General features: G+C 68.2%; 14 protein-coding genes. 3 read left to right on the top strand and 11 right to left on the bottom strand.

Translation table 11 applies throughout. The features are described from left to right. Together P0D62_RS00395 and P0D62_RS00390 are read right to left on the bottom strand one after the other, a co-directional pair. On the bottom strand, window positions 1-1,279 hold a 1,279-nt coding region (locus tag P0D62_RS00395; RefSeq protein ID WP_275700637.1), incomplete at its 3' end, for a sigma-70 family RNA polymerase sigma factor. 290 nt (window positions 1,280-1,569) lie between these two features. After that, window positions 1,570-2,592 (bottom strand): LacI family DNA-binding transcriptional regulator, encoded by a 1,023-nt coding sequence (locus tag P0D62_RS00390; protein WP_275700636.1) that lies wholly within the window; start codon window positions 2,590-2,592, stop codon window positions 1,570-1,572. Window positions 2,593-2,718: 126 nt separating this feature from the next. On the opposite strand from P0D62_RS00390, the gene P0D62_RS00385 reads away from it, so the two are divergent. Together P0D62_RS00385 and P0D62_RS00380 are read left to right on the top strand one after the other, a co-directional pair. Further along, complete coding sequence (locus P0D62_RS00385) at window positions 2,719-5,730, top strand: glycoside hydrolase family 2 TIM barrel-domain containing protein (protein WP_275700635.1); 3,012 nt, start codon at window positions 2,719-2,721, stop codon at window positions 5,728-5,730. After that, complete coding sequence (locus P0D62_RS00380) at window positions 5,727-6,185, top strand: hypothetical protein (RefSeq protein WP_275700634.1); 459 nt, start codon at window positions 5,727-5,729, stop codon at window positions 6,183-6,185. Before P0D62_RS00385 ends, P0D62_RS00380 begins: the two co-directional genes overlap by 4 nt. A gap of 99 nt (window positions 6,186-6,284) precedes the next feature. On the opposite strand, the gene P0D62_RS00375 is transcribed toward P0D62_RS00380, so the two are convergent. The 7 genes from P0D62_RS00375 to P0D62_RS00345 all read right to left on the bottom strand — a co-directional run bounded on the left by P0D62_RS00375 (window position 6,285) and on the right by P0D62_RS00345 (window position 13,933). Then, window positions 6,285-7,967, bottom strand: a complete 1,683-nt coding sequence (locus tag P0D62_RS00375; RefSeq protein WP_275700633.1) for an amylo-alpha-1,6-glucosidase — start codon at window positions 7,965-7,967, stop codon at window positions 6,285-6,287. 1 nt (window position 7,968) lies between these two features. Next, entirely contained in the window at window positions 7,969-8,820 is an 852-nt protein-coding gene (locus P0D62_RS00370; RefSeq protein WP_275700632.1) for a carbohydrate ABC transporter permease, read from the bottom strand. A gap of 3 nt (window positions 8,821-8,823) precedes the next feature. Beyond that, complete coding sequence (locus P0D62_RS00365; RefSeq protein WP_275700631.1) at window positions 8,824-9,738, bottom strand: carbohydrate ABC transporter permease; 915 nt, start codon at window positions 9,736-9,738, stop codon at window positions 8,824-8,826. Continuing rightward, a complete protein-coding gene (locus P0D62_RS00360) occupies window positions 9,735-11,021 on the bottom strand; it encodes an extracellular solute-binding protein (protein ID WP_275700630.1) in 1,287 nt (428 codons plus the stop codon). Before P0D62_RS00360 ends, P0D62_RS00365 begins: the two co-directional genes overlap by 4 nt. 14 nt (window positions 11,022-11,035) lie before the next feature. Further along, a complete protein-coding gene (locus tag P0D62_RS00355) occupies window positions 11,036-11,980 on the bottom strand; it encodes a DMT family transporter (RefSeq protein WP_275700629.1) in 945 nt (314 codons plus the stop codon). Between the two features lie 82 nt (window positions 11,981-12,062). Further along, window positions 12,063-12,794, bottom strand: coding sequence for a glutamine amidotransferase (locus tag P0D62_RS00350; RefSeq protein ID WP_275700628.1), 732 nt, complete (start codon window positions 12,792-12,794; stop codon window positions 12,063-12,065). Further along, window positions 12,791-13,933, bottom strand: coding sequence for a carboxylate-amine ligase (locus tag P0D62_RS00345; protein WP_275700627.1), 1,143 nt, complete (start codon window positions 13,931-13,933; stop codon window positions 12,791-12,793). The genes P0D62_RS00350 and P0D62_RS00345 overlap by 4 nt, the downstream gene beginning before the upstream one ends. A 133-nt stretch (window positions 13,934-14,066) precedes the next feature. Between P0D62_RS00345 and P0D62_RS00340 the strand changes: the two genes are divergently transcribed. Beyond that, window positions 14,067-15,263: an amino acid aminotransferase gene (locus tag P0D62_RS00340; protein ID WP_275700626.1), complete on the top strand. Its 1,197-nt coding sequence runs from the start codon at window positions 14,067-14,069 to the stop codon at window positions 15,261-15,263. Window positions 15,264-15,324: 61 nt separating this feature from the next. Here the strand turns inward: P0D62_RS00340 and P0D62_RS00335 are convergent, their stop codons facing one another. Both P0D62_RS00335 and P0D62_RS00330 read right to left on the bottom strand, forming a co-directional pair. Next, window positions 15,325-17,376, bottom strand: a complete 2,052-nt coding sequence (locus P0D62_RS00335; protein ID WP_275700625.1) for a PTS fructose transporter subunit IIABC — start codon at window positions 17,374-17,376, stop codon at window positions 15,325-15,327. A 24-nt stretch (window positions 17,377-17,400) separates the two neighbouring features. Beyond that, window positions 17,401-18,360 (bottom strand): 1-phosphofructokinase family hexose kinase, encoded by a 960-nt coding sequence (locus tag P0D62_RS00330; RefSeq protein WP_275700624.1) that lies wholly within the window; start codon window positions 18,358-18,360, stop codon window positions 17,401-17,403. Window positions 18,361-18,483 lie beyond the last annotated feature (123 nt).

Genomic DNA, 18,483 nt, shown 5'->3' with positions numbered 1-18,483 from the left:
CTGTGGTCGGCGTCGGTGTGGGGTCCGTGGTCGGCGTCGGATCTGGCGACGGGGTGGGCGTGGGGCGCGGCAGCGGATCCGGCCTTTCGTCGCCCGATCCGGTTCCCGTAGACGGTGGGAGCGTGATCGGCGGCGTCCATGATGTCGGCACGAAGTTGGCCGCAGTCAGGTCGCTCGCGTCCTCGACCTCGGACTCCGCGGTGGTGGTGTCTTCACGGTCCTCGTCGGTGGTGTCAGTGGGGTCGGCGGTTGCTGATGTGCTGGGAGACGAGGTGCCGGGAATCTGCGACGACACCGTCGCGGTGGTGTTGGAGTTGGCTTCGGCGGGGCCGCCGGACAGTCTGGGCACGACGACGGCGCCGACGATCACCGCAGCGGCGGCCACTCCGGCGATGCCGGCGACGGTGGCCCCCGTCGAGGCGCCCAGCAGTGGACGGAGCACCTGCATGGCCACGCGCGCTGCCAGGTTGCCGGCGACCGAACCAGCGGCGGACCCAGCCGCAGCGCCACCCGCCGAACCGCTGGAGGCGCCTCCGGAAGTACCCCCGGACGAACCTCCCTGGGGGGTGGCCGCGGCGGCCGTGGCCGGGGCAGCGGTGCCTGCCGCCACCCACGCCGCCACGCCGCTCATGCTGCCGCCCGCGAGCAGGGCGATCAGGCGCAGAGACGATCCGATATGGGCGATGCGCCGGGTTGCTCGTTCGCATCCCGCGCACGACATGAGGTGGGTCTCGACCCGATCCTTCTGCGGGGCGCTGAGGGAGCGGCGAACGTGGCCGCCCACGTGCCCCAGAACCCAGCGGCACTCGGCTTCTTTGGCTCTGGTGTCGACCTGCTCTTGCAGCCAGGCGCGGCTCAGGGCCTCGCGGGCGCGCTTGCTCAGCGCGGCTGCGGCGTTGGGAGTCAGATCGAGTTCGACGGCGATGTCGGCGGCGCGCTTGCCCTCGACCTCGGTCATCCAGAGGACCGACTGCCAGCGTCCGGGCAGGGTGGCGAAGGCGCTGGAAACCAGTTCGTGCTCGGAGAGCGACTCCTCGAACGAGTTGGGCACGTAGATCTGCTGAGACTCGAACTCCAGCTGGTCCTGCTCGGTGGGAACCTCCTGAGACCGGCCGGCCCAGGTGGCCGCCACGTTGCGCACGACCGTGCGGGCGTAGGGGAGGAAGGCCTGGGTGGGGCCGCTGCCGTCGCGCAGCGCAGCCCAGATGCGGGTGAACGACTCTGCTGCGAGATCCTCGGGATCGAAAGTGCTGCTCGTGCCGGCCGCGATCCGCAACACGCTGTGGTGGTAGCGGCGGAACAGAGCGGTGAAGGCTTCGGTGTCTCCCTCGCGGCATGACTGCAGCAGAATCTCGTCACTGGGCCCAACGCGCGGGCGGCGGATGCCAGCCCGGCGTCTTCCCTGAGTGAGCGCCATATTTTGCCCCCGAAATCACCGAGTCTCGCCGTCGTGTCCATCGAGCGCCCGAGACGGCAGGCGGAACGCCCGTCTCACTATCCTAACCTTCCTTTGGATAGAGACCGAGAGAAGCAGTGAGGAGAATGCTCTGATCTGCCGTGGCGCAGCGGTCAGGCGCTGACCCGTTCGGTCAAACTCATGGGCAGCACGACGGTCTTCGGCGGCTTGCCCGCGATCATGCCGAGGGTGAGTTCGGCAGCCAGTTTCCCCTGCTCGATCAGGGGCTGACGGACTGTGGTGAGTGGCGGATCGGCCTGCGCGGCGAGTGCATGATCGTCGAATCCGATCACCGAGACGTCCCTGGGAACCCGACGGCCCGCGATGCCGAGGGCGGTGATCGCGCCGACGGCGAGACGGTCGGATGCGGCGAGCACGCCGTCGATGTCCGCTCGGCGTTCGAGCAGCTCGCGCATGGCCGCGATGCCCGACGCGGTGTCCCAGCCCGTGGAGACGGTGAGATCCTCGTCGTAGCGCTCGCCCAGCGCCTCCCGGTAGCCGCGAAGCCGATCGGCGGCGGCCGGATTCTGCAGGGGACCGTTGATGATCGCTATCGTGCGCCTCTTCCTCGCCACCATGTGTTCTGCGGCGAGCCGGCTGCCGGCCACATCGTCGGCCCAGACGCTGGAGAACACGCCCTCGTACGGGTTGCCTTCCAGCTGGCCGCACAAGGTTACCGGCAGCGGCCCGTTGGCGAGGGCGTCCAGGAGGTCGCCCCCGACGTAGGGGGAGATGTTGATCACGGCGTCGACGGAACGCCGTTCGAAGTGCTGCAGCGCCCGTTGCCGCTCCTCCGGCGACCACGCCTGGAGCAGCAGTGGGAGGGTGGGGGTGCGGGCCAGGCCTTCGTTGATGCCGCGCAGCACCGTGGCATAGGTGGGATCGACGAAGAGCTCGTCCAGCGGCTCGGTGACCAGGATCGCGATGGCCTCGGACCGGCCCGTGGCCAGCTGACGGCCGCGCGCGTTCATCACGAAACCGACGGAGCGGGCGGCGTCGCGCACCTTCCGCTTGGTCTGTTCGGTGACCTGCGAGGAGTCGTTGAGCGCCCGTGAGGCGGTCGCCCGGGATACCTCTGCGGCGCGAGCCACGTCCGCGATGGTGACGGAACCGTGGGCTCGAGCGCGGCTGGACATGGGACCATCTTGGCATGTTGCGCAATCACGTACGTCGGCGTGGCCAATCGCCCCGGAGGTGCGCTACATTCTCTGAATGTAACCGGTTTCATGGGTAGTTGGTTCGAGGCAAGGGAGCATCGTGTCATGGCAGAGCCAAGGGATTCCGCTGGGAGACATCACCAGCTGGCGGGTTCACTGGGTCGGCTCGACTGGGAGAATCCTGCGCTCACCGGCCGCAATCGGCTGCCCGGGCGCGCCTACTTCTTCGGCTATGAGACTCCCGAACTCGCGAGGTCGGGCGACCGCAGCCGGTCGCGCGGGTACGTCGGCCTGAGCGGTACTTGGCAGTTTCGCCTGTTCGATCACCCGGCCCGCGTACCGGCGGCCTTCACCCGGCTGTTCCAGGAAGAGTGGGACGAGGTGCGGGTGCCTCATCTCTGGCAGTTCGACGGATACGGCTCGCCCCACTACACCGACGAGGGCTACCCCTTTCCGGTCGACCCACCCCGCGTTCCGGCGAACACTCCGACCGGCGCCTACCAGCGGCTGGTGACGCTGAGCCGGCCGGCGGCGGGCGAGCAGATGCTGCTGCGCCTGGACGGTGTGGAGAGCTATGCGGAGATCCATCTCAACGGATCGTTCGTCGGGATGACGAAGGGGTCGCGGCTGTCGGCGGAGTTCGACATCACCGAGCAGGTGCGCGAGGGCGAGAACCTCTTCGCGATCACGGTGCTGCAGTACTCGGACGGTACTTACCTGGAGGACCAGGACATGTGGTGGGCCTCCGGCATCTTCCGCGACCTGTACGTCGTGACGCGGCCCGCCGCGCGGCTGACCGACTTCTTCGTGCGCACGCACCGTCGTGGCGACGACGCCGAGGTCACCCTCACCGCCTGGGCGGACGGCGCCGACGCGGTGCGCTGGCGGATCGAGGACGGCGAAGCGATGGTGGCAGAGGGAGAGGTGCCGCCGGGAGGCACCACGACCGCCGTGATCCCGCATGCCCGGTTCTGGAACCCGGAGAATCCGGCGCTGTATCACCTGACCTTCGTGGTGCGCGGGGCGGACGGGGTGAGCGAGTACGTGCCGCATCGGTTGGGCTTGGCCGAGGTCACCGTCGAGGACGGCCTGCTGCGCCTCAACGGGAGCTACTTCATGATGCACGGGGTCAACCGGCACGACCACGACCAGCGGCGGGGCCGCGCCGTCGACGTCGCCACCATGCGCCGCGACCTCGAGATGATGAAGCGCCACAACATCAACGCGGTGCGCACCGCTCACTACCCGAATGACCCGCGGTTCTACGAGCTGTGCGATGAGATCGGGATGATGGTGCTGGCCGAGACCGACCTGGAGACGCATGGCTTCGCCAACATCGGCGACCTCTCCCGGATCACCGACGACCCGGCCTGGGAAGCCGCCTTCGTCGACCGGATCGAGCGCCACGTGCTGGCCCAGCGCAACCATGCCTCGGTGGTGATGTGGTCGCTGGGGAATGAGTCGGGCTACGGCTGCAACGTCGGCCCCATGTACCGGCGGGCAAAGGAACTCGACCCCAGCAGGCCCGTGCACTACGAGGAGGATCGCGACGCGGAACACGTGGACGTGATCTCCACCATGTACTCGCGGGTCTCCCAGATGTACGACTTCGGCGAGTATCCCGGTCCCAAGCCCCGGATCATCTGCGAGTACGCTCACGCGATGGGAAACGGGCCCGGAGGCCTCGCCGAGTATCAGGCGGTGTTCGATCGCTTCGACTCGCTCCAGGGCCACTTCCTCTGGGAGTGGATCGACCACGGAGTGCTCGCCCACGACGAGCACGGCAGAGAGTTCCATCGCTACGGCGGCGACTACGGCGACTACCCGAACAACGCCAACTTCTGCATCGACGGCCTGGTGTTTCCGTGGGGCGAGCCCAGCCCCGGCTTGGTCGAGTACGCAGCGGTGCTGTGCCCTGTCCGGGTGGGCTTCGAGGACGGCGTCATCGTCGTGACCAACCGCCGCTGGTTCACCGATCTGAGCGACGTCGAACTGCGGATGGAGATCAGCCACGACGGCGTGCCGGTGGAGAGTCTGGTGCTCAGCCCGGGTGCGGTTCCGCCCGGCGGGTGTTGGCGTGCGCCGGTGGAGGTGTCCGTCGCGTCGGAGGGGGAGACCTGGCTGACGGTTGAGGTGCACGGCGTGGCGCGACCCGACTGGGCGCCCGACGGCCGGCGTCTGGGGGTCGCTCAGCACCTGGTGGCGTCGCGGCCTCGTTCCGTCGCTGCGTCGCGCGGGCTGCGGACGACCGCGGAAGACTCCGGTGGCCGGCTGTTGGTCGAGACGGGGGCCAGTCGGCTGATGTTCGATCTGGTCGACGGGTCGCTCGTCTCGTGGCACGTCGGCGAGCGCGAGCTCATCTCGACGGCGCCGACGGTCGGCTTCTGGAAACCCCTGATCGACAACCATCACCAAGAGGCGGCTGACCTCTGGCATCCCCGTCACCTGGAGATCATGCAGACCTCCGTGCGGGCCGTCTCGTGGCGGAGGGACGGGGAAGCGGTCGTCGTCGAGGTGGAGGAGCGGATCGCGCCGCCCGTGCTTGGTTTCGGCGTGCACGTGAGCCTCACCTGGCGGATCGAGGATGGCATAGCCCGGCTTCAGGTGACGGGCGAGCCCGACGGCGACTACCGCGACCTCGTGCCCCGCATCGGGCTCAGCATGGCGCTGTCGGATGAGTTCCGCCGGGTGGCCTGGTACGGCCGAGGCCCGGGGGAGAACTATCCCGACTCGGTGGCCGCCACGTCGGTGGGCCTCTGGCAGAGCGACGTGGACGCCATGTTCACCCCCTACATCCTGCCGCAGGACTGCGCGAACCGCGGCGACGTGCGCTGGGTCGAGTTCCGTTCCGCGGATGGCGCGGGGCTGCGGGTCGGCCGCGACCAGGGCCAGCCGCCGTTCCACTTCTCGGCGTGGCCGTACACCTGCGCGCAGATCGACCGGGCGCGGCATGTCAACGAGCTCGAACCCAGCGGATCGGTGACCGTCAACCTGAACCACGAGGTGCTGGGCCTTGGCTCCAACTCCTGGGGCTCCGAGGTGCTGGACGCCTACCGGGTGCGGTTCGAGCCTTTCTCGTTCTCCTTCGTCTTCGAGGCAGAGGAGGGGACGCGATGAGGCTGTTCGCGGACGCGGAAACCGCGGCGGAGGTGCTGGGGGCTCATCGCAAGTGGCAGCGAGTGCTGGAGGCCATCGCCCTCGCACCGACGCTGCCAGAGGGAATCACCCACTCGATCGGCGACTCGTTGACCTATCGGGTCGGCTCCGCGGCCGATCTGGCGACGGAATCGTTGATCGGTCGGCGGCGCTACCACCTGGTTTTCGCGTGCCTGTCCGGGCGGGCCGTGGTCGAGGTGGGGAGGAAGGACCAGCTCGCGGCGAAAGGACCGTACAGCGATCTCAGCGACCGCCAGCCCTTTGCCGGCTCTGCGGAATCGGTGGAGATGCCCGCCGGCGCGCTCCTGGTGGTCGGCATCGACGAGGCCGCGCGGGTGCGACCCGACTCGGACTCGGACTCGAGGCTCGTGCAACTGCACGTCACCGTCGAAGGGGCCACCTTCCACAACAAGTAGCGCGACGTTCCGGAATTATGGCTGGCTGGGTTGGTCGCTCTGTGCAATACGTACAGAACGACCAAAAGAGCCAGCCATAGTTCCTTCGTCGGCGTGAACTCAGCTCAGGGCGACCGCGAGGTCGATGGTGAGTGCGGCCGACCAGCCGAAGCAGACGGTGGCGGTGCGGGCGCGCTCACCGGTGTCGGGACGGAAGTACTCGGCGGGACCGCTCTGCTCCACCAGCTCCAGGATTCCTTCCGAGAGCCGATCCGCCAGCTCGTCGAGGCCGTGTCGACGCAGGCCCTGGATGACGAGCCAGGTGGTGTTCACCCACACGGGGCCGCGCCACATGCGCTCGGTGCTGTAGTCGGCATCGCTCGCGGCGACGGTCGGCAGCCGGTGCGGCGTGCCGAAACGCTCCGGATCCGAGATCGCGCGGACCAAAGCGTCGCGCTGCTCCGGGGGCAGGTCCGAGGCCAGGAGCGGCATCAGGCTGACCACGGTCTCGGAGGCCAGCGGTGAACCGTGCTCGCCGAGGGTGGGGAAGAAGCCCCGCTCGGCGTCCCAGGTGCCGAGCAACTGGCTCAAGGAGGCAGCCGCGCGCTCGCGGCACTCGGAGGCCTCCTCGGCGCGCCCCGCTTGTTCCAGCCAGCCCGCGAGCAACTCGTCGGACAGGATCAGGTAGGCGGTGAGGTCGGGCGAGACGACGATCGCGTCGTGGTCGAAGATGGGGGAGTCGTCCAGCCCGCTGGAGTACGGATGCAGGTATGCCGGGTGCCCACCGGGCGCGGACTTGCGGTACCACCAGTGCTGCGCCACCAGCATCGTCGGCAGCGATTCCTCGATGACCGATGGCCCGCAGACCTCGGCCAGCCGGCCGACCGCCAGCGCGGTCAGCGGCGGCTTGGTCAGGGGAACCGTGGCGTGCGCGAGGCTCGGCGAACCGAGACGACGCAGGTTCTCCAGGTCGCCGCGCGGGAGATCGTCGCTCGAGGCCAGCACGCCCTCCTCGTGCACCACATCGGGCAGCTGGCCCTCGGCGGTGGGGTAGGCGAGCGCGATGCGCAGCTGCTCGGCGGCCAGCTCCGGATCCCCGTGCCTCAGACCGATCGCGATGAAGTAGGCGTCCCATTGCCAGAGGCCCACGTAACCGATCTTCGACGGCACGACGGCCCGGTTCAGGCCTTCGGGTGCGTCCAGGACAAGGGTGTTGACGCCCAGCACCCACCAGCAGAGTCGGGTGGCCTCGCGCCACCGAGGAGAGACGTCGGGGCAGCGCCCCATCCAGGCGGCGAGCTCGGCGGCCACCAAGTCGCGGGCCTCGGCGAAGGATGCCTCGAGCGGTCCGGCACAGGCGATGCCGATCTCCCCTCCGGCAGGCAGCAGGATCTCGGTGAGGGTGCCATCGACCCGGACGACGGCATCATCCGGCAGGACCAGGCGGTCAGGGGTGAGCGCGACCTCGGCGGGCGGCAGAGTGAGATCCGCGACGAGGCGCCACCCGGCGGGAATGCCGCCGAGGTGGACGCCGTCGTCGGGCGTCACGACGAGGCTCGCCCCACCGTCGAAGCCGATCTTCAGCGGACTCGCCCGCCGCACCGGCACCTCCGCGCCGGCATCGTCCAGCAACCGCAGGTCGCCGGCCACGACGCTGTCCCGTAGCCCTCGCTCATAGGCCGCGCGATAGACCGTCAACCCGGCCGGGCCCCGCCGCACCAGCAGCCGCGAGCGTCGCACCGTGTAGGGCACCTCGACGAGATCGAACCGGGGAGCCAGATCCCGGCCGAGATCCGGCGTCACGTCAGCGACCTCCAAGGCCGGAGGTGGCCAGCGACTCGATGATCTGACGCTGTCCGATCACGAAGGCGATCAGCATCGGCACCGTGGACAGCGCCGTGGCCGCCATCACCAGGCCGTAGTTCATGCCTCCGTACTGGCCCTGGAACTGGCTCAGCAGCAGCGGGACGGTGAACAGCTCGGTGGAGTTCAGCAGCACCAGCGGAAGCAGGAAGTTGTTCCATGCGTCCAGCGCGACGATGATGGCCAGCGCGCCCAGACCCGGGCGAATCGTCGGCAGGATGATCGTCCAGTAGATCCGCCAGCGCGAGGCGCCGTCGATCATCGCCGCCTCTTCGAGTTCGACCGGAATCGAGACGATGAACTGGCGGGCGAGGAAGACGCCGAACGGGTTGACCATGATCGCCGGGATGATCAGCGCGAGGTGCGAGTCGACCCAGCCGATCTGCGCCATCAAGAAGTAGAACGGCACCAGGGTGACCTGCTTGGGCACCATCTGCATGGCGAGGAACACCATGAACAGTGCCTTCGATCCCTTGAACGGGATCCGGGAGAAGCCGTAGGCGGCCATCGAGGTGGTCAGCAGGGTGCCGGCCACCACGAGCACGGTGATGTAGATCGAGTTCGCGTAGGCGCGGCCGAACGGCAGCGCGTCCCAGGCGTCGGCGAAGTTGGTGAAGACCCAGGGGTCGGGGAGGATCGACAAGGGCTCCTGCAGCAGTTGCGGCAGGCCCTTGAAGGCCGTGAGCACCATCCAGATGAACGGGGCCACCATGGTCAGTCCGGCCACCAGGACCAGCGGGTGCTTCAGCCACCCGAGTCCGCCGCGCCGACGCGTCGTTGTAGGTGTAGACATGGCTCAGCTCTCGTAGTGGACGAACTTCTTCTGCGCCCCGAACTGAGCAGCCGTGATCAGCAGGGTCAGGAGCAGCAGGACGATGGAGGCGGCGCTCGAGACGCCGAACTGCGACTTGGCGAAGCCGAGGTCGTAGATGTGGTAGACGATGGTGCGGGTGCCGTTGTCGGGGCCGGCGTTCTTGACCAGGACGAAGACCAGGTCGAAGGTCTGCAGCGAGCTGATGAACGCCACCACCGACTGGTAGAACACGATGGGCGACAGCAGTGGCAGCGTCACCTTGAAGAACCGCGCGACGGGTCCGGCGCCGTCGATGGCGGCCGCCTCCATCACCGAGGGGGAGATGGACTGCAGGCCCGCCATGAAGATCACGACGTTGAGTCCGAGCGATGCCCAGATGGTCACAAGGCAGACCGACAAGAGCGCCAAGTACGGGTTGCCGAGCCAGTCGATGGGCGCGATGCCGAGCACGCCGCTCAGGGCCCCGGAGATCACGCCGTCGGTGCGCAGCAGCTGCGACCAGATCAGGGCGATGGCGACGGAGCTGGTCACGACGGGTGCGAAGAACATGACCAGGTAGACCGGGCGGCCCTTGATCTTGTTCAGCACCACGGCGGCGAGGATGGCGAGGAACAAGCCGATCGGCACCGTGACGACGGCGATCACCAGGGTGTTGACGATCGCGCGCCCGAGCAGCGGGCTGGTCAGCTGATCGGCGAAGTTTTCGAGGCCGACGAAGCGCGGCATCCCGAAGCCGTTCCATTCCGTGAACGCGAGCAGGAACGCGGCGGTGAAGGGCAGCAGCGTGAACAGCAGCATGCCGAGCGCCTGTGGGGCGACGAACAGCATGCCCCACCGCCGGTCCTTCTCGCGCCACGACCGCCGGGGGCTGACCCCGGCGGTGGCGGCGTTGCTCATTGCTTCGTCTTCTCTTCCACGAGCTTGGCGACGGCGTCGAGGGTGGTCTGGGTGTCGGACTTGCCCTCGTACAGCGGCTGCATGTACTCCACCGAGATCTGGTTGGACAGATCGGGAACGGCCGCTTCGGTGGCGAAGTTGGAGTAGCCGATGTCGCGCATGTCGAGCATCGTCTGAGCATGCGCCGGGTAGCCATCGCTCAGCACGATGTCGTCGGCGCCCTTGATCGACGGCACCGCGTTGCCCTGACCTTCGAGGCGCAGCTTCTGACCCTCGATATTGAGGAAGGCCGTGAAGAACTTCAGCGCCGCCTCCGGGTCGGCGGCCTTCGCGTTGATGGCGAGGTAGGAGGCGGCGACGCCGGTGGGAGCGGCCTTGCCGTCGACGGTGGGCCAGCGCACGATGTCGTAGAGGGCCTCGTCAACGCCGGCGCCCCGGATCGCGCCGATGGTGTAGCGGCCGGCGGCGAGGAAGCCGAGCTTGTGGGTGACCAGCAGCGTCTCGGAGCCGGAGCCCTCGGGCAGCAGGTCGGCGAGCTTGAACTCGCCGGTCTGGAAGCGCTGGGCGTAGTCGTCGAGCGCCTTGACGCTGGCCGCGTCGGTGTGAGCGACGTAGGCGCCCTGGTCGTCGTAGACCTTGCCGCCGCCGGCGGTGATGAAGCCGTCGTGGGTCGCCCAGTAGTTCCAGTACACGGCGCCGGTGAGGCCTGCGGCGGCGAGCTTGGCCGTCATGCCGAAGAAGGCCTCGGTGGTCCACTGGTCATTGGCGGCCAGTTCGGCGGGATCCTCGGTGATACCCGCGTCGGCGAGCGCCTGCTTGTCGTACCAGAGCGTGTCGGGATTGACGTCGTTGGGCAGGGCGTAGAGCTTGCCCTCCCAGCGGGCGATGTCGAGCACGTTGTCGGCGAAGTCGGACTCGCTGACGCCGGCGCCTTCGATGGGCATCAGGACGTTGTTGCGGATGATCGACGCCACCCGGTCGTCGCCGATGTAGAACACGTCGGGGGCGGTGCCGGAGGAGAGCTGGGTGAGCAGCTTCGAGTGGTATTCGCTGTAGGACGGGGTGGGCTGGAAGACGAGCTCGATGTCGGTGTTGCTGGCCTTGAAGGCCTCCTGGAAGCGGTCGAAGCTCTTCAGATCCTCGGGGGAGCCCCAGGTGGACCAGACGACCTTGCCCTTGCCGCCTCCTCCGGAGCCGGATCCCGAACAGGCGCTGAGGCCCGCGGCCGCCGTGGCGAGGCCTGCCAGTCCGCCGAGCTGGCGGCGGGTGATGCTGATGGTCATGGTGTTCTCCTGATCTATCGACGTTGACGAGACTCTTTGTCGGGACTCTTGGGTTCCTCGGAGGGAGGCGATGCGGGGTCGGCGAGGGTATGCAGCTCCGTCGGCTCGGGTGTGCCGCTGCGGATGCCGAGCAGGGTGGCGCCCAGGATCAGTCCGCCGCCGAGAAGGAGGCGCACTGTCAGATCCTCGCCCCCGAACCCGACGGCGAAGGCGGAGGCGAACACCGGCTCGAAGGTCATCAGCAGCGCGACCCTTGTGGGGGAGATATGGCGCTGTGCCCAGGTCTGCAGCAGCATGGTGACGATGCCCGCCACGATCGCGGTGTATGCGATCGCCCCCCAGACGCTCGGTTCGGTCGGCACGTGGTACCCGCCGGGTGCGCCGAGCACAACGACGACGATCGCCACGCCGATCAACTGGACCACGGTCAGCGACATCGCGTCCATGGCCCTGGACCACCGGTCGAGGACGATGATGTGCACGGCGTAGAGGGCGGCGCCGATGAGGGTGAGCAGCTCGCCGAGGCCGCCGCCAGAGCCGAGGCCGGTGATGCTGAGCACGCCCAGGCCCACGGCGGCGAGCCCGACGGCGAGCCACGTCGTGAGGTTCAGGCGCGACTTGAAGAAGATCCAGAGGAAGACCGGAGTCAGGATCACATAGGTGCCCGTGATGAACCCGGAGATCGAGGCATCGGTGTGACGCAGGCCGACGGTCTGCGCGATCTGGGCGAGGCCGTAGAGGCCGCCGAGGCCCAGGCCCATGCCCCATTGCTTGAGTGTCAGGCGAAGCAGCGAGCGGTGGAAGACGATGGCCGGCAGGAGGGCGCCGATCGTGAAGCGCACCGCCAGGAAGTCGATGGGGTCGATCAGCGTCACCGCGTCTTTGATGATGAAGAAGGTGGAGCCCCAGATGGCGGTCACGAGCAGGATGCCGAACGTCGCCAGGGTGGACTTCGACATCGTTCCTCCTCGAATGAAACCGGTTTCATTTTGTAGCGTAGAGAGCGAACCGGTCACGGTCAAGTACTTTGCGCGGAAGTGGTCAGTCTGTCGCGTAACGCGCGGCGAAGTTGCTGAGCACCTTGTGCACGGCGGAGGTCATCGAGGTGGAGTAGGCCATCTGGATCAGGTCGCTCAGGGAGTCCGGATCGAAGTAGCCGGCGTGCTGGTAGATCCGCAGCCGGTCGGCCAGGGCGTCGGCGTCGAGCTCCGGGTGGAACTGGGTGGCGTAGGCGTGCTCACCGACGCGGAACATCTGAACGGGGCAGTCGTCTCCCTCGGCGAGCAGCACCGCGGACGCCGGGAGCTCGGTGCAGGCCTCCTTGTGAGCGACGAAGGCGACGAACTCATCCGTCACGCCGGCCAGCAGCGGATCGGAGCGGCCCTCGTCGGTGAGTCGGACGGCGATGCCGCTGGGCGGCTCGCCATAGGTGCGGTCGACCACGCCGCCCAGCGCGGAGGTCAGCACGCCGACGCCGTAGCAGAGGCCGAGAAAGCCGATCTGGCGAGAGAGCACCTCGTCGACCACATAGGACAGGTCGGCCTCGACCCTCAGCTGCAGATCCGACTTGTCCTCGTCAGAGGAGTTGAAGGGACCGCCACCGAGGATCACGCCGGAGTACGCGCCGAGATCGATGCCGCCGAGCGGCTGGTCGATCACCGAGTGCTGCACCAGCTGGCGCGACGTGAGCCCTGCGAACTTCGCCACGGCCAGATACTCGCCGCGCGCTGCCGCCGGCTCGGGACGAGCGCTCAACAGGAGGAAGGGCTTCACAGCGGCTCCTTGAATCTCGGGGTTCGCGTCCGGGTCTCGTCGACGATGGACCGCGCGACCGCCACCATATCGCCCCCGGTGTCGGCGAAGACGCGGCGTTGACGCAGATAGCTCGGCCCCTTGCGCACGAGCGTCTGCACACCGACGAGCTCCTCCGCGCAGCCCAGTTCTTCGGCGACGGGGAGCAGGTCATTGGTCCAGCGCAGGATGCCGTCGGTGGTGTGGATCATGAACTCGTCCGGACGAGGCACGATGACGTCGGCCGCCAGCCCGTAGCGGGCCGCGCGCCACTTGTTCTCGCGCAGGAACCAGTGGGGGAGCCGGTCGATGGGCTCGCCGTCGTCGATCGCACGATGCATCCGCTCGGTCAAGGTCTGCGACAGCGCGGCCAGGGCGGCGACCTCGAAGGTGGTGGGCACCGAGTCCATGGCGCGGTTCTCCACCGTTCCCCAGGACGACGGCCGCACGTCCCAGCGGATCTCGGAGGGGTTCTGGATCATGCCGACGCTCTCCAGCTGTCCGGCGAATTTCTCCAGCTCGTCCCAGGTCTCGAAGTGATAGGGGAGCCCGTTGGTGGGCAGCTGCTGGAAGATCATGGTGCGCTGCGAGGCGAACTTGGTGTCCTTCCCCATCCAGAACGGCGATGAGCCCGACAGTGCGATGAAGTACGGGCCGAACCGGGCCAGGCCGTAGGTGATGGGCAGCGCCTTGTCGCGATGGCTGATGCCGCAGTGGATGTGCAGCCCGTTGATGGCCATCTGCGCCCCCCACCACGCGGCCCGCTCCGTCACGCGCCGGTATTGGGGCTTGTCGACGGGCTTCTGCGCTGTCGGGTCGCCGAAGGGATGGCAGCCGGCGCCCATCAGGGCGAGCCCGTGCGCGTCAAGCTTCTCGGTCACCTGATCCAGCAGGTCGTTCAGCTCGGCGACGGCGCTCGCCACCGTCGAGTGCACGCCGGTGACCAGCTCGATCATCGACGTGAGGTACTCCCCGCGGATCGGCCCGTCGACGGGATCTTCGACGGTCTCGAGCACGATGGGCGCGCCCGGCACCTGCTCCATCGTGGTTTTGTCCACGATCGCGAGCTCCCACTCGATCCCGAGGGTCGACTGGGCGGACTCCGCGAAGTTGATCTTCATGCTGGGCTCCTCGTCGGTTGCCAAAACAGTAGTGCCAGGGGGTCCGCGATGAGGCGAGAAACGGCGATATGGGTGATTCGCAGTAGGCTGAATCCGGTGTGCCGAGGAGCGGCAGCCAAGGAAGGAATCTGACATGTCGCAGCTGAACAGCATCGAGCTGGCTCCAGCCGATCCCATCCTCGGTCTCAACGAGGCCTTCGCCAAGGACGATCGGGCCACCAAGGTCAACCTTGGTGTCGGCGTCTACCTCGACGAGTCCGGCAAGCTCCCGCTGCTCGACTGCGTCCGCGAGGCCGAGCAGAGGCTCACGGCGCAGACCAAGCCCCATGGCTACCTCCCCATCGACGGACTGCCGGCCTACCGCGAGGCGGTGCGTGGCCTGGTGTTCGGCGAGGACTCCGCAGCGCTGACCGAGGGACGCGTGTCCACCGTCCAGACGCTGGGCGGCACGGGAGCGCTGCGCGTCGGCGCCGACCTGCTGTACCTGGCCGATCCCTCGGCCACCGTGCTGATCTCCAGCCCCAGCTGGGAGAACCACCGGGCCATCTTCACGCGCGCCGGGTTCACGGTCGACGAGTACCGCTACTACGACCCCGAGGCACGCGGCATCGACTTCGACGGCATGCTCGAGGACCTGCGCGCGGCGGCGCCGGGCACCATCGTGGTGCTGCACGCCTGCTGCCACAACCCCACCGGCTACGACCTGACCCCCGAACAGTGGACGGAGGTGCTGGCCATCGTCACCGAGGGCCGCCTGGTGCCGTTCCTGGACATGGCCTATCAGGGCTTCGGCTTCGGCATCGCCGAGGACGGCGCGGTGATCGCTCGCTTCGTCGAGGCCGGCGTCGACTGCCTGATCTCCACCTCGTTCTCCAAGTCGTTCAGCCTGTACGGCGAGCGGATCGGATCGCTGTCCGTGGTCTCCCAGGACGCCGACGAGGCCCGTCGCGTGCTGTCGCAGCTCAAGGTCATCATCCGCACCAACTACTCCAACCCCGCCACCTTCGGCGCGGCCGTCGTGGCCAGCGTGCTCGACGACGCCGAACTGCGCGCGCTGTGGGAGGACGAGCTGGGCCGGATGCGCGACCGGATCAAGACGCTTCGTTCCGGTCTGGTGGCCGCGCTCGAGACCGAGGGCGTCGAGGACATGGGCTTCATCGCCGGCCAGCTCGGCATGTTCTCCTACTCCGGCCTCACCAAGGACCAGATGGTGCGGCTGCGCTCCGAGTTCGGCATCTACGGCACCGACGCAGGCCGGATGTGCGTCGCCGCGCTGAACGACGGCAACCTGGAGGCGGTGGCCAAGGCGATCGCCGCCGTGCGCGCCTGAGATACACGAAGAACCGCCCGGCCCCTCAGGGGCCGGGCGGTTCGTTTTCGTCAGGTGACGATCAGGCTGCGGCAGCAGCCTTCTTGTTGGCGCCCATCTGCTTGAGCATGGTCACCAGGATGCCCGCCACGATCGCGCCAGCCACGACGGCGATGAGGAAGCCCCAGATCGGCTCGATCGCGAAGAACACGAAGATGCCGCCATGCGGAGCCTTCGAGCCGACGTTCAGGGCCATGATCAGCGCACCGGTGACGCCGCCGCCCGCCATGATCGACGGGATGACGCGGGCCGGGTCGGCCGCGGCGAAGGGGATTGCGCCCTCGGAGATGAAGGCGGCGCCCAGCAGCCAAGCCGTGGTGCCGTTCTCGCGCTCCGCAGCGGTGTAGAGCTTCGGGCGAAGCGTCGTGGACAGCGCCATCGCCAGCGGCGGGACCATGCCAGCGGCCATGACGGCGGCCATGATCTCGAACGATGCCTGGGTGCCAGCGGCGAGACCAGCGGTCGCGAAGAGGTAGGCCGCCTTGTTGACGGGGCCACCCATGTCGAAACACATCATGAGGCCGAGGATGAGGCCCAGTAGGATCGCCGAGGAACCGCCGGACATGCTGGTGAGGCCGTCGGTCAGGGCGGTCATCAGGGAGGCCAGCGGACGGCCCAGCAGGACCAGCATCACGCCGCCGACGAGCAGCGTCGTCACCAGCGGGATGATCACGACGGGCATCAGGCCGGCGAGCCAGCGCGGGGGCTTCATGTTGGCGAGCCACATGGCGACCAGGCCGGCGAAGATACCGGTGATCAGACCACCGATGAAGCCGGCGCCGACGGCAACGGAAACGGCACCACCGATGAAGCCCGGAGCGATGCCGGGACGTCCTGCCAAGCCGAATGCGATGTAGCCGGACAGTGCGGCCACCAAGAAGCTCATGCCGAAGCCACCGAGCGAAGCCAGGACTGCGCCGAGGTACAGCCGGAAGCCCGACTGAGCCGTCAGCAGCTCGACGCCGTTCTGCATGTAGGTCTGCGCCTCGGGCAGGTTCCAGAACGAGTAGTTGAGAGCCACGTCGTTGGAGACGAAGGCCACGTCGTAGCCACCGAACAGGAAGCCGAGCGCGGTCAGCAGACCACCGGCCGCCACGAACGGGATCATATACGACACGCCGGTCATCAGGGCCTGCTGGATGCGCTTGCCCCAGCCCACCTGCGGTCCGTCGGCCGACGAGTCGGAGCTCGCCTTGGCGTCGGCCTGCATGCGACGTGCGTTCGGGTTGTTCGCGGCCGCGACGGCCTCGTCGAGCATCTTGCCGGCCTCCGCCATCGGGCGCTTCACACCCGACTCGATGAGGGCGAGGCCGTTGAAGCGCTCGCGACCGGAGACGCCGACGTCGGCGGCGATGATGATGGTGCTCGCCTTGGCGATCTGCTCGGCCGTGAACGGCTCGATGCCGCCGGAGCCCTGGGTCTCGACGTAGAGCTCGATGCCCTTCTCCTTGGCGGCCGCCTCCAGGGCCTCGGCGGCCATGTAGGTGTGCGCGATGCCGGTGGGGCAGGACGTGATGGCCAGGATGACCGGTCCGGCAGGAGCAGAGGGAGCGGCTGCGGGAGCAGCGGCCTGGGCCGGAGCAGCGGCGGGCGCGGCCGGCTCGGCATAGCCCTCGACCAACTCGGGCTGCACGACGGCCAGGATCTGCTGGGCAGCCTCCTCCTGGGTCTCCGCGGCACGCAGGCCGGCGAGGAACTCCTTCTTGATGAGGGAGCGCGACAGCTTGGCCAGCAGCTTCATGTGCTCGTCGCCCGCGCCGTCGCCGGCGGCGATCGCGATGATCAGGTCGGCCGGGCCGTCCTTGGCGCCGAAGTCGACGGGGGTGTCCAGCCGGATGAGCGCCAGCGACGACTCGCTGACGGCGGCGGTGCGGCAGTGCGGGATGGCGATGCCACCGGGCATGCCGGTGGGGAACTGCGCCTCGCGCTTCTCGAATCCGTCGAGCAGTCCGTCGCGCTCTGCGCGCCCGGTGCCGGCGATGAGGGTGGCCATGGCGGCGATGACCGCATGCTTGTCACCGTCGACCTCCACCCCCAGCCTGACCAGGTCGGGAGTGATGAGTGGGGTTGTCATGTGTTGCCTCTCGTCATTAAGCGGTTACTGGAGTGTGATGACGGCGCCCGGGTTGGGGGACACCTGGGATCGGGCGGGAATGGTGGTGCCGGGAAGCGACACCGCTACTGCGCCGTAGGCGATGGACAAGGCCAGCCGCTCGGCAGGAGCGGCCCCGGTGACCCGTCCGATCAGGTAGCCGGCGGTGGCGGAGTCTCCCGCGCCGACGGTGGAGGCCACGGAGACCTTGGGCGACGGGGAATACCACGCGCCCTCGGCGGTGACCAGGACGGCCCCGGAACCGCCGAGCGTGACCAGCACCTCGGCCACACCTTGCTCGTGCAGGTGGCGCGCGGCCTCGGTGACGGCGGCCATGTCGCCCTGGGCGACCAGCGCCTCGAGCTCCACGCCGTCGCGGCCGGTGAGCTGTCCGAGCTCCTCGGCATTGGGCTTCAGGAAGTCGGGCGCCGAGTCCGGCCCGGCCGCGAAGAGAGCCGCCAGCGGGGCATCCGAGGTGTCCACCCCGACCCACGCGCCCTTGGCCCGCAGCTGGCGGATCAAGGTGGCGTACTCGTCGGCGGGAAAACCCGGAGCCAGCGAGCCGGACAGCATGACAGTGTCGCCCTCACCCACGGCATCGGCGAGCGTGGACTCCACGGCGGCCACGTCGTCGGCGGACAGCGGAGTACCCGGCTCGTTGATCTTGGTGGTCACGTCGGGATCCGAGACCACCGTGATGTTGGTGCGCACCTTGCCCGGCGACGGCACCGCCCGATAGGGCAGCTGATCCGCGTCAAGCAGCCCGAGCAGCGGGTCCGCCTCCGGCGCCGGGAACACCGCCAGCACGTCGAGGCCGGCGCGATGCACACCGAAGGCGACGTTGATGCCCTTTCCACCAGGCTGTGTCTTATCCGCCTGAATGCGGTGCACACCCCCGGGGGTGAGCTCGCCGTCCAGGTCCACGGTCCGGTCGAGGGATGGGTTTGCGGTGAGCGTAACGATCATCCTTGGCCTTCCTCCGGCCGCCATCGAAGGGGTCCACGGCCGTAGCCCTGATCCTACGGTGAGTCGGAGTCAGGTTGTGCCAAGGGTCCAATTAATCACGAAAATACCCGGCAAACCTGAGCT

It is taken from the genome of Tessaracoccus caeni, assembly GCF_029211185.1.
Taxonomy (GTDB): Bacteria; Actinomycetota; Actinomycetes; order Propionibacteriales; family Propionibacteriaceae; genus Arachnia; species Arachnia caeni.
This window is presented reverse-complemented; position numbering and strand designations above follow the sequence as displayed.

Bases quoted from the DNA above. Each gene is read 5' to 3' on its own strand.
- P0D62_RS00365 (WP_275700631.1), bottom strand. From the start codon at position 9,738: ATGAGCAACGCCGCCACCGCCGGGGTCAGCCCCCGGCGGTCGTGGCGC.
- P0D62_RS00330 (WP_275700624.1), bottom strand. From the start codon at position 18,360: ATGATCGTTACGCTCACCGCAAACCCATCCCTCGACCGGACCGTGGAC.
- P0D62_RS00360 (WP_275700630.1), bottom strand. From the start codon at position 11,021: ATGACCATCAGCATCACCCGCCGCCAGCTCGGCGGACTGGCAGGCCTC.
- P0D62_RS00390 (WP_275700636.1), bottom strand. From the start codon at position 2,592: ATGTCCAGCCGCGCTCGAGCCCACGGTTCCGTCACCATCGCGGACGTG.
- P0D62_RS00370 (WP_275700632.1), bottom strand. From the start codon at position 8,820: ATGTCTACACCTACAACGACGCGTCGGCGCGGCGGACTCGGGTGGCTG.
- P0D62_RS00345 (WP_275700627.1), bottom strand. From the start codon at position 13,933: ATGAAGATCAACTTCGCGGAGTCCGCCCAGTCGACCCTCGGGATCGAG.
- P0D62_RS00340 (WP_275700626.1), top strand. From the start codon at position 14,067: ATGTCGCAGCTGAACAGCATCGAGCTGGCTCCAGCCGATCCCATCCTC.
- P0D62_RS00335 (WP_275700625.1), bottom strand. From the start codon at position 17,376: ATGACAACCCCACTCATCACTCCCGACCTGGTCAGGCTGGGGGTGGAG.
- P0D62_RS00355 (WP_275700629.1), bottom strand. From the start codon at position 11,980: ATGTCGAAGTCCACCCTGGCGACGTTCGGCATCCTGCTCGTGACCGCC.
- P0D62_RS00380 (WP_275700634.1), top strand. From the start codon at position 5,727: ATGAGGCTGTTCGCGGACGCGGAAACCGCGGCGGAGGTGCTGGGGGCT.
- P0D62_RS00385 (WP_275700635.1), top strand. From the start codon at position 2,719: ATGGCAGAGCCAAGGGATTCCGCTGGGAGACATCACCAGCTGGCGGGT.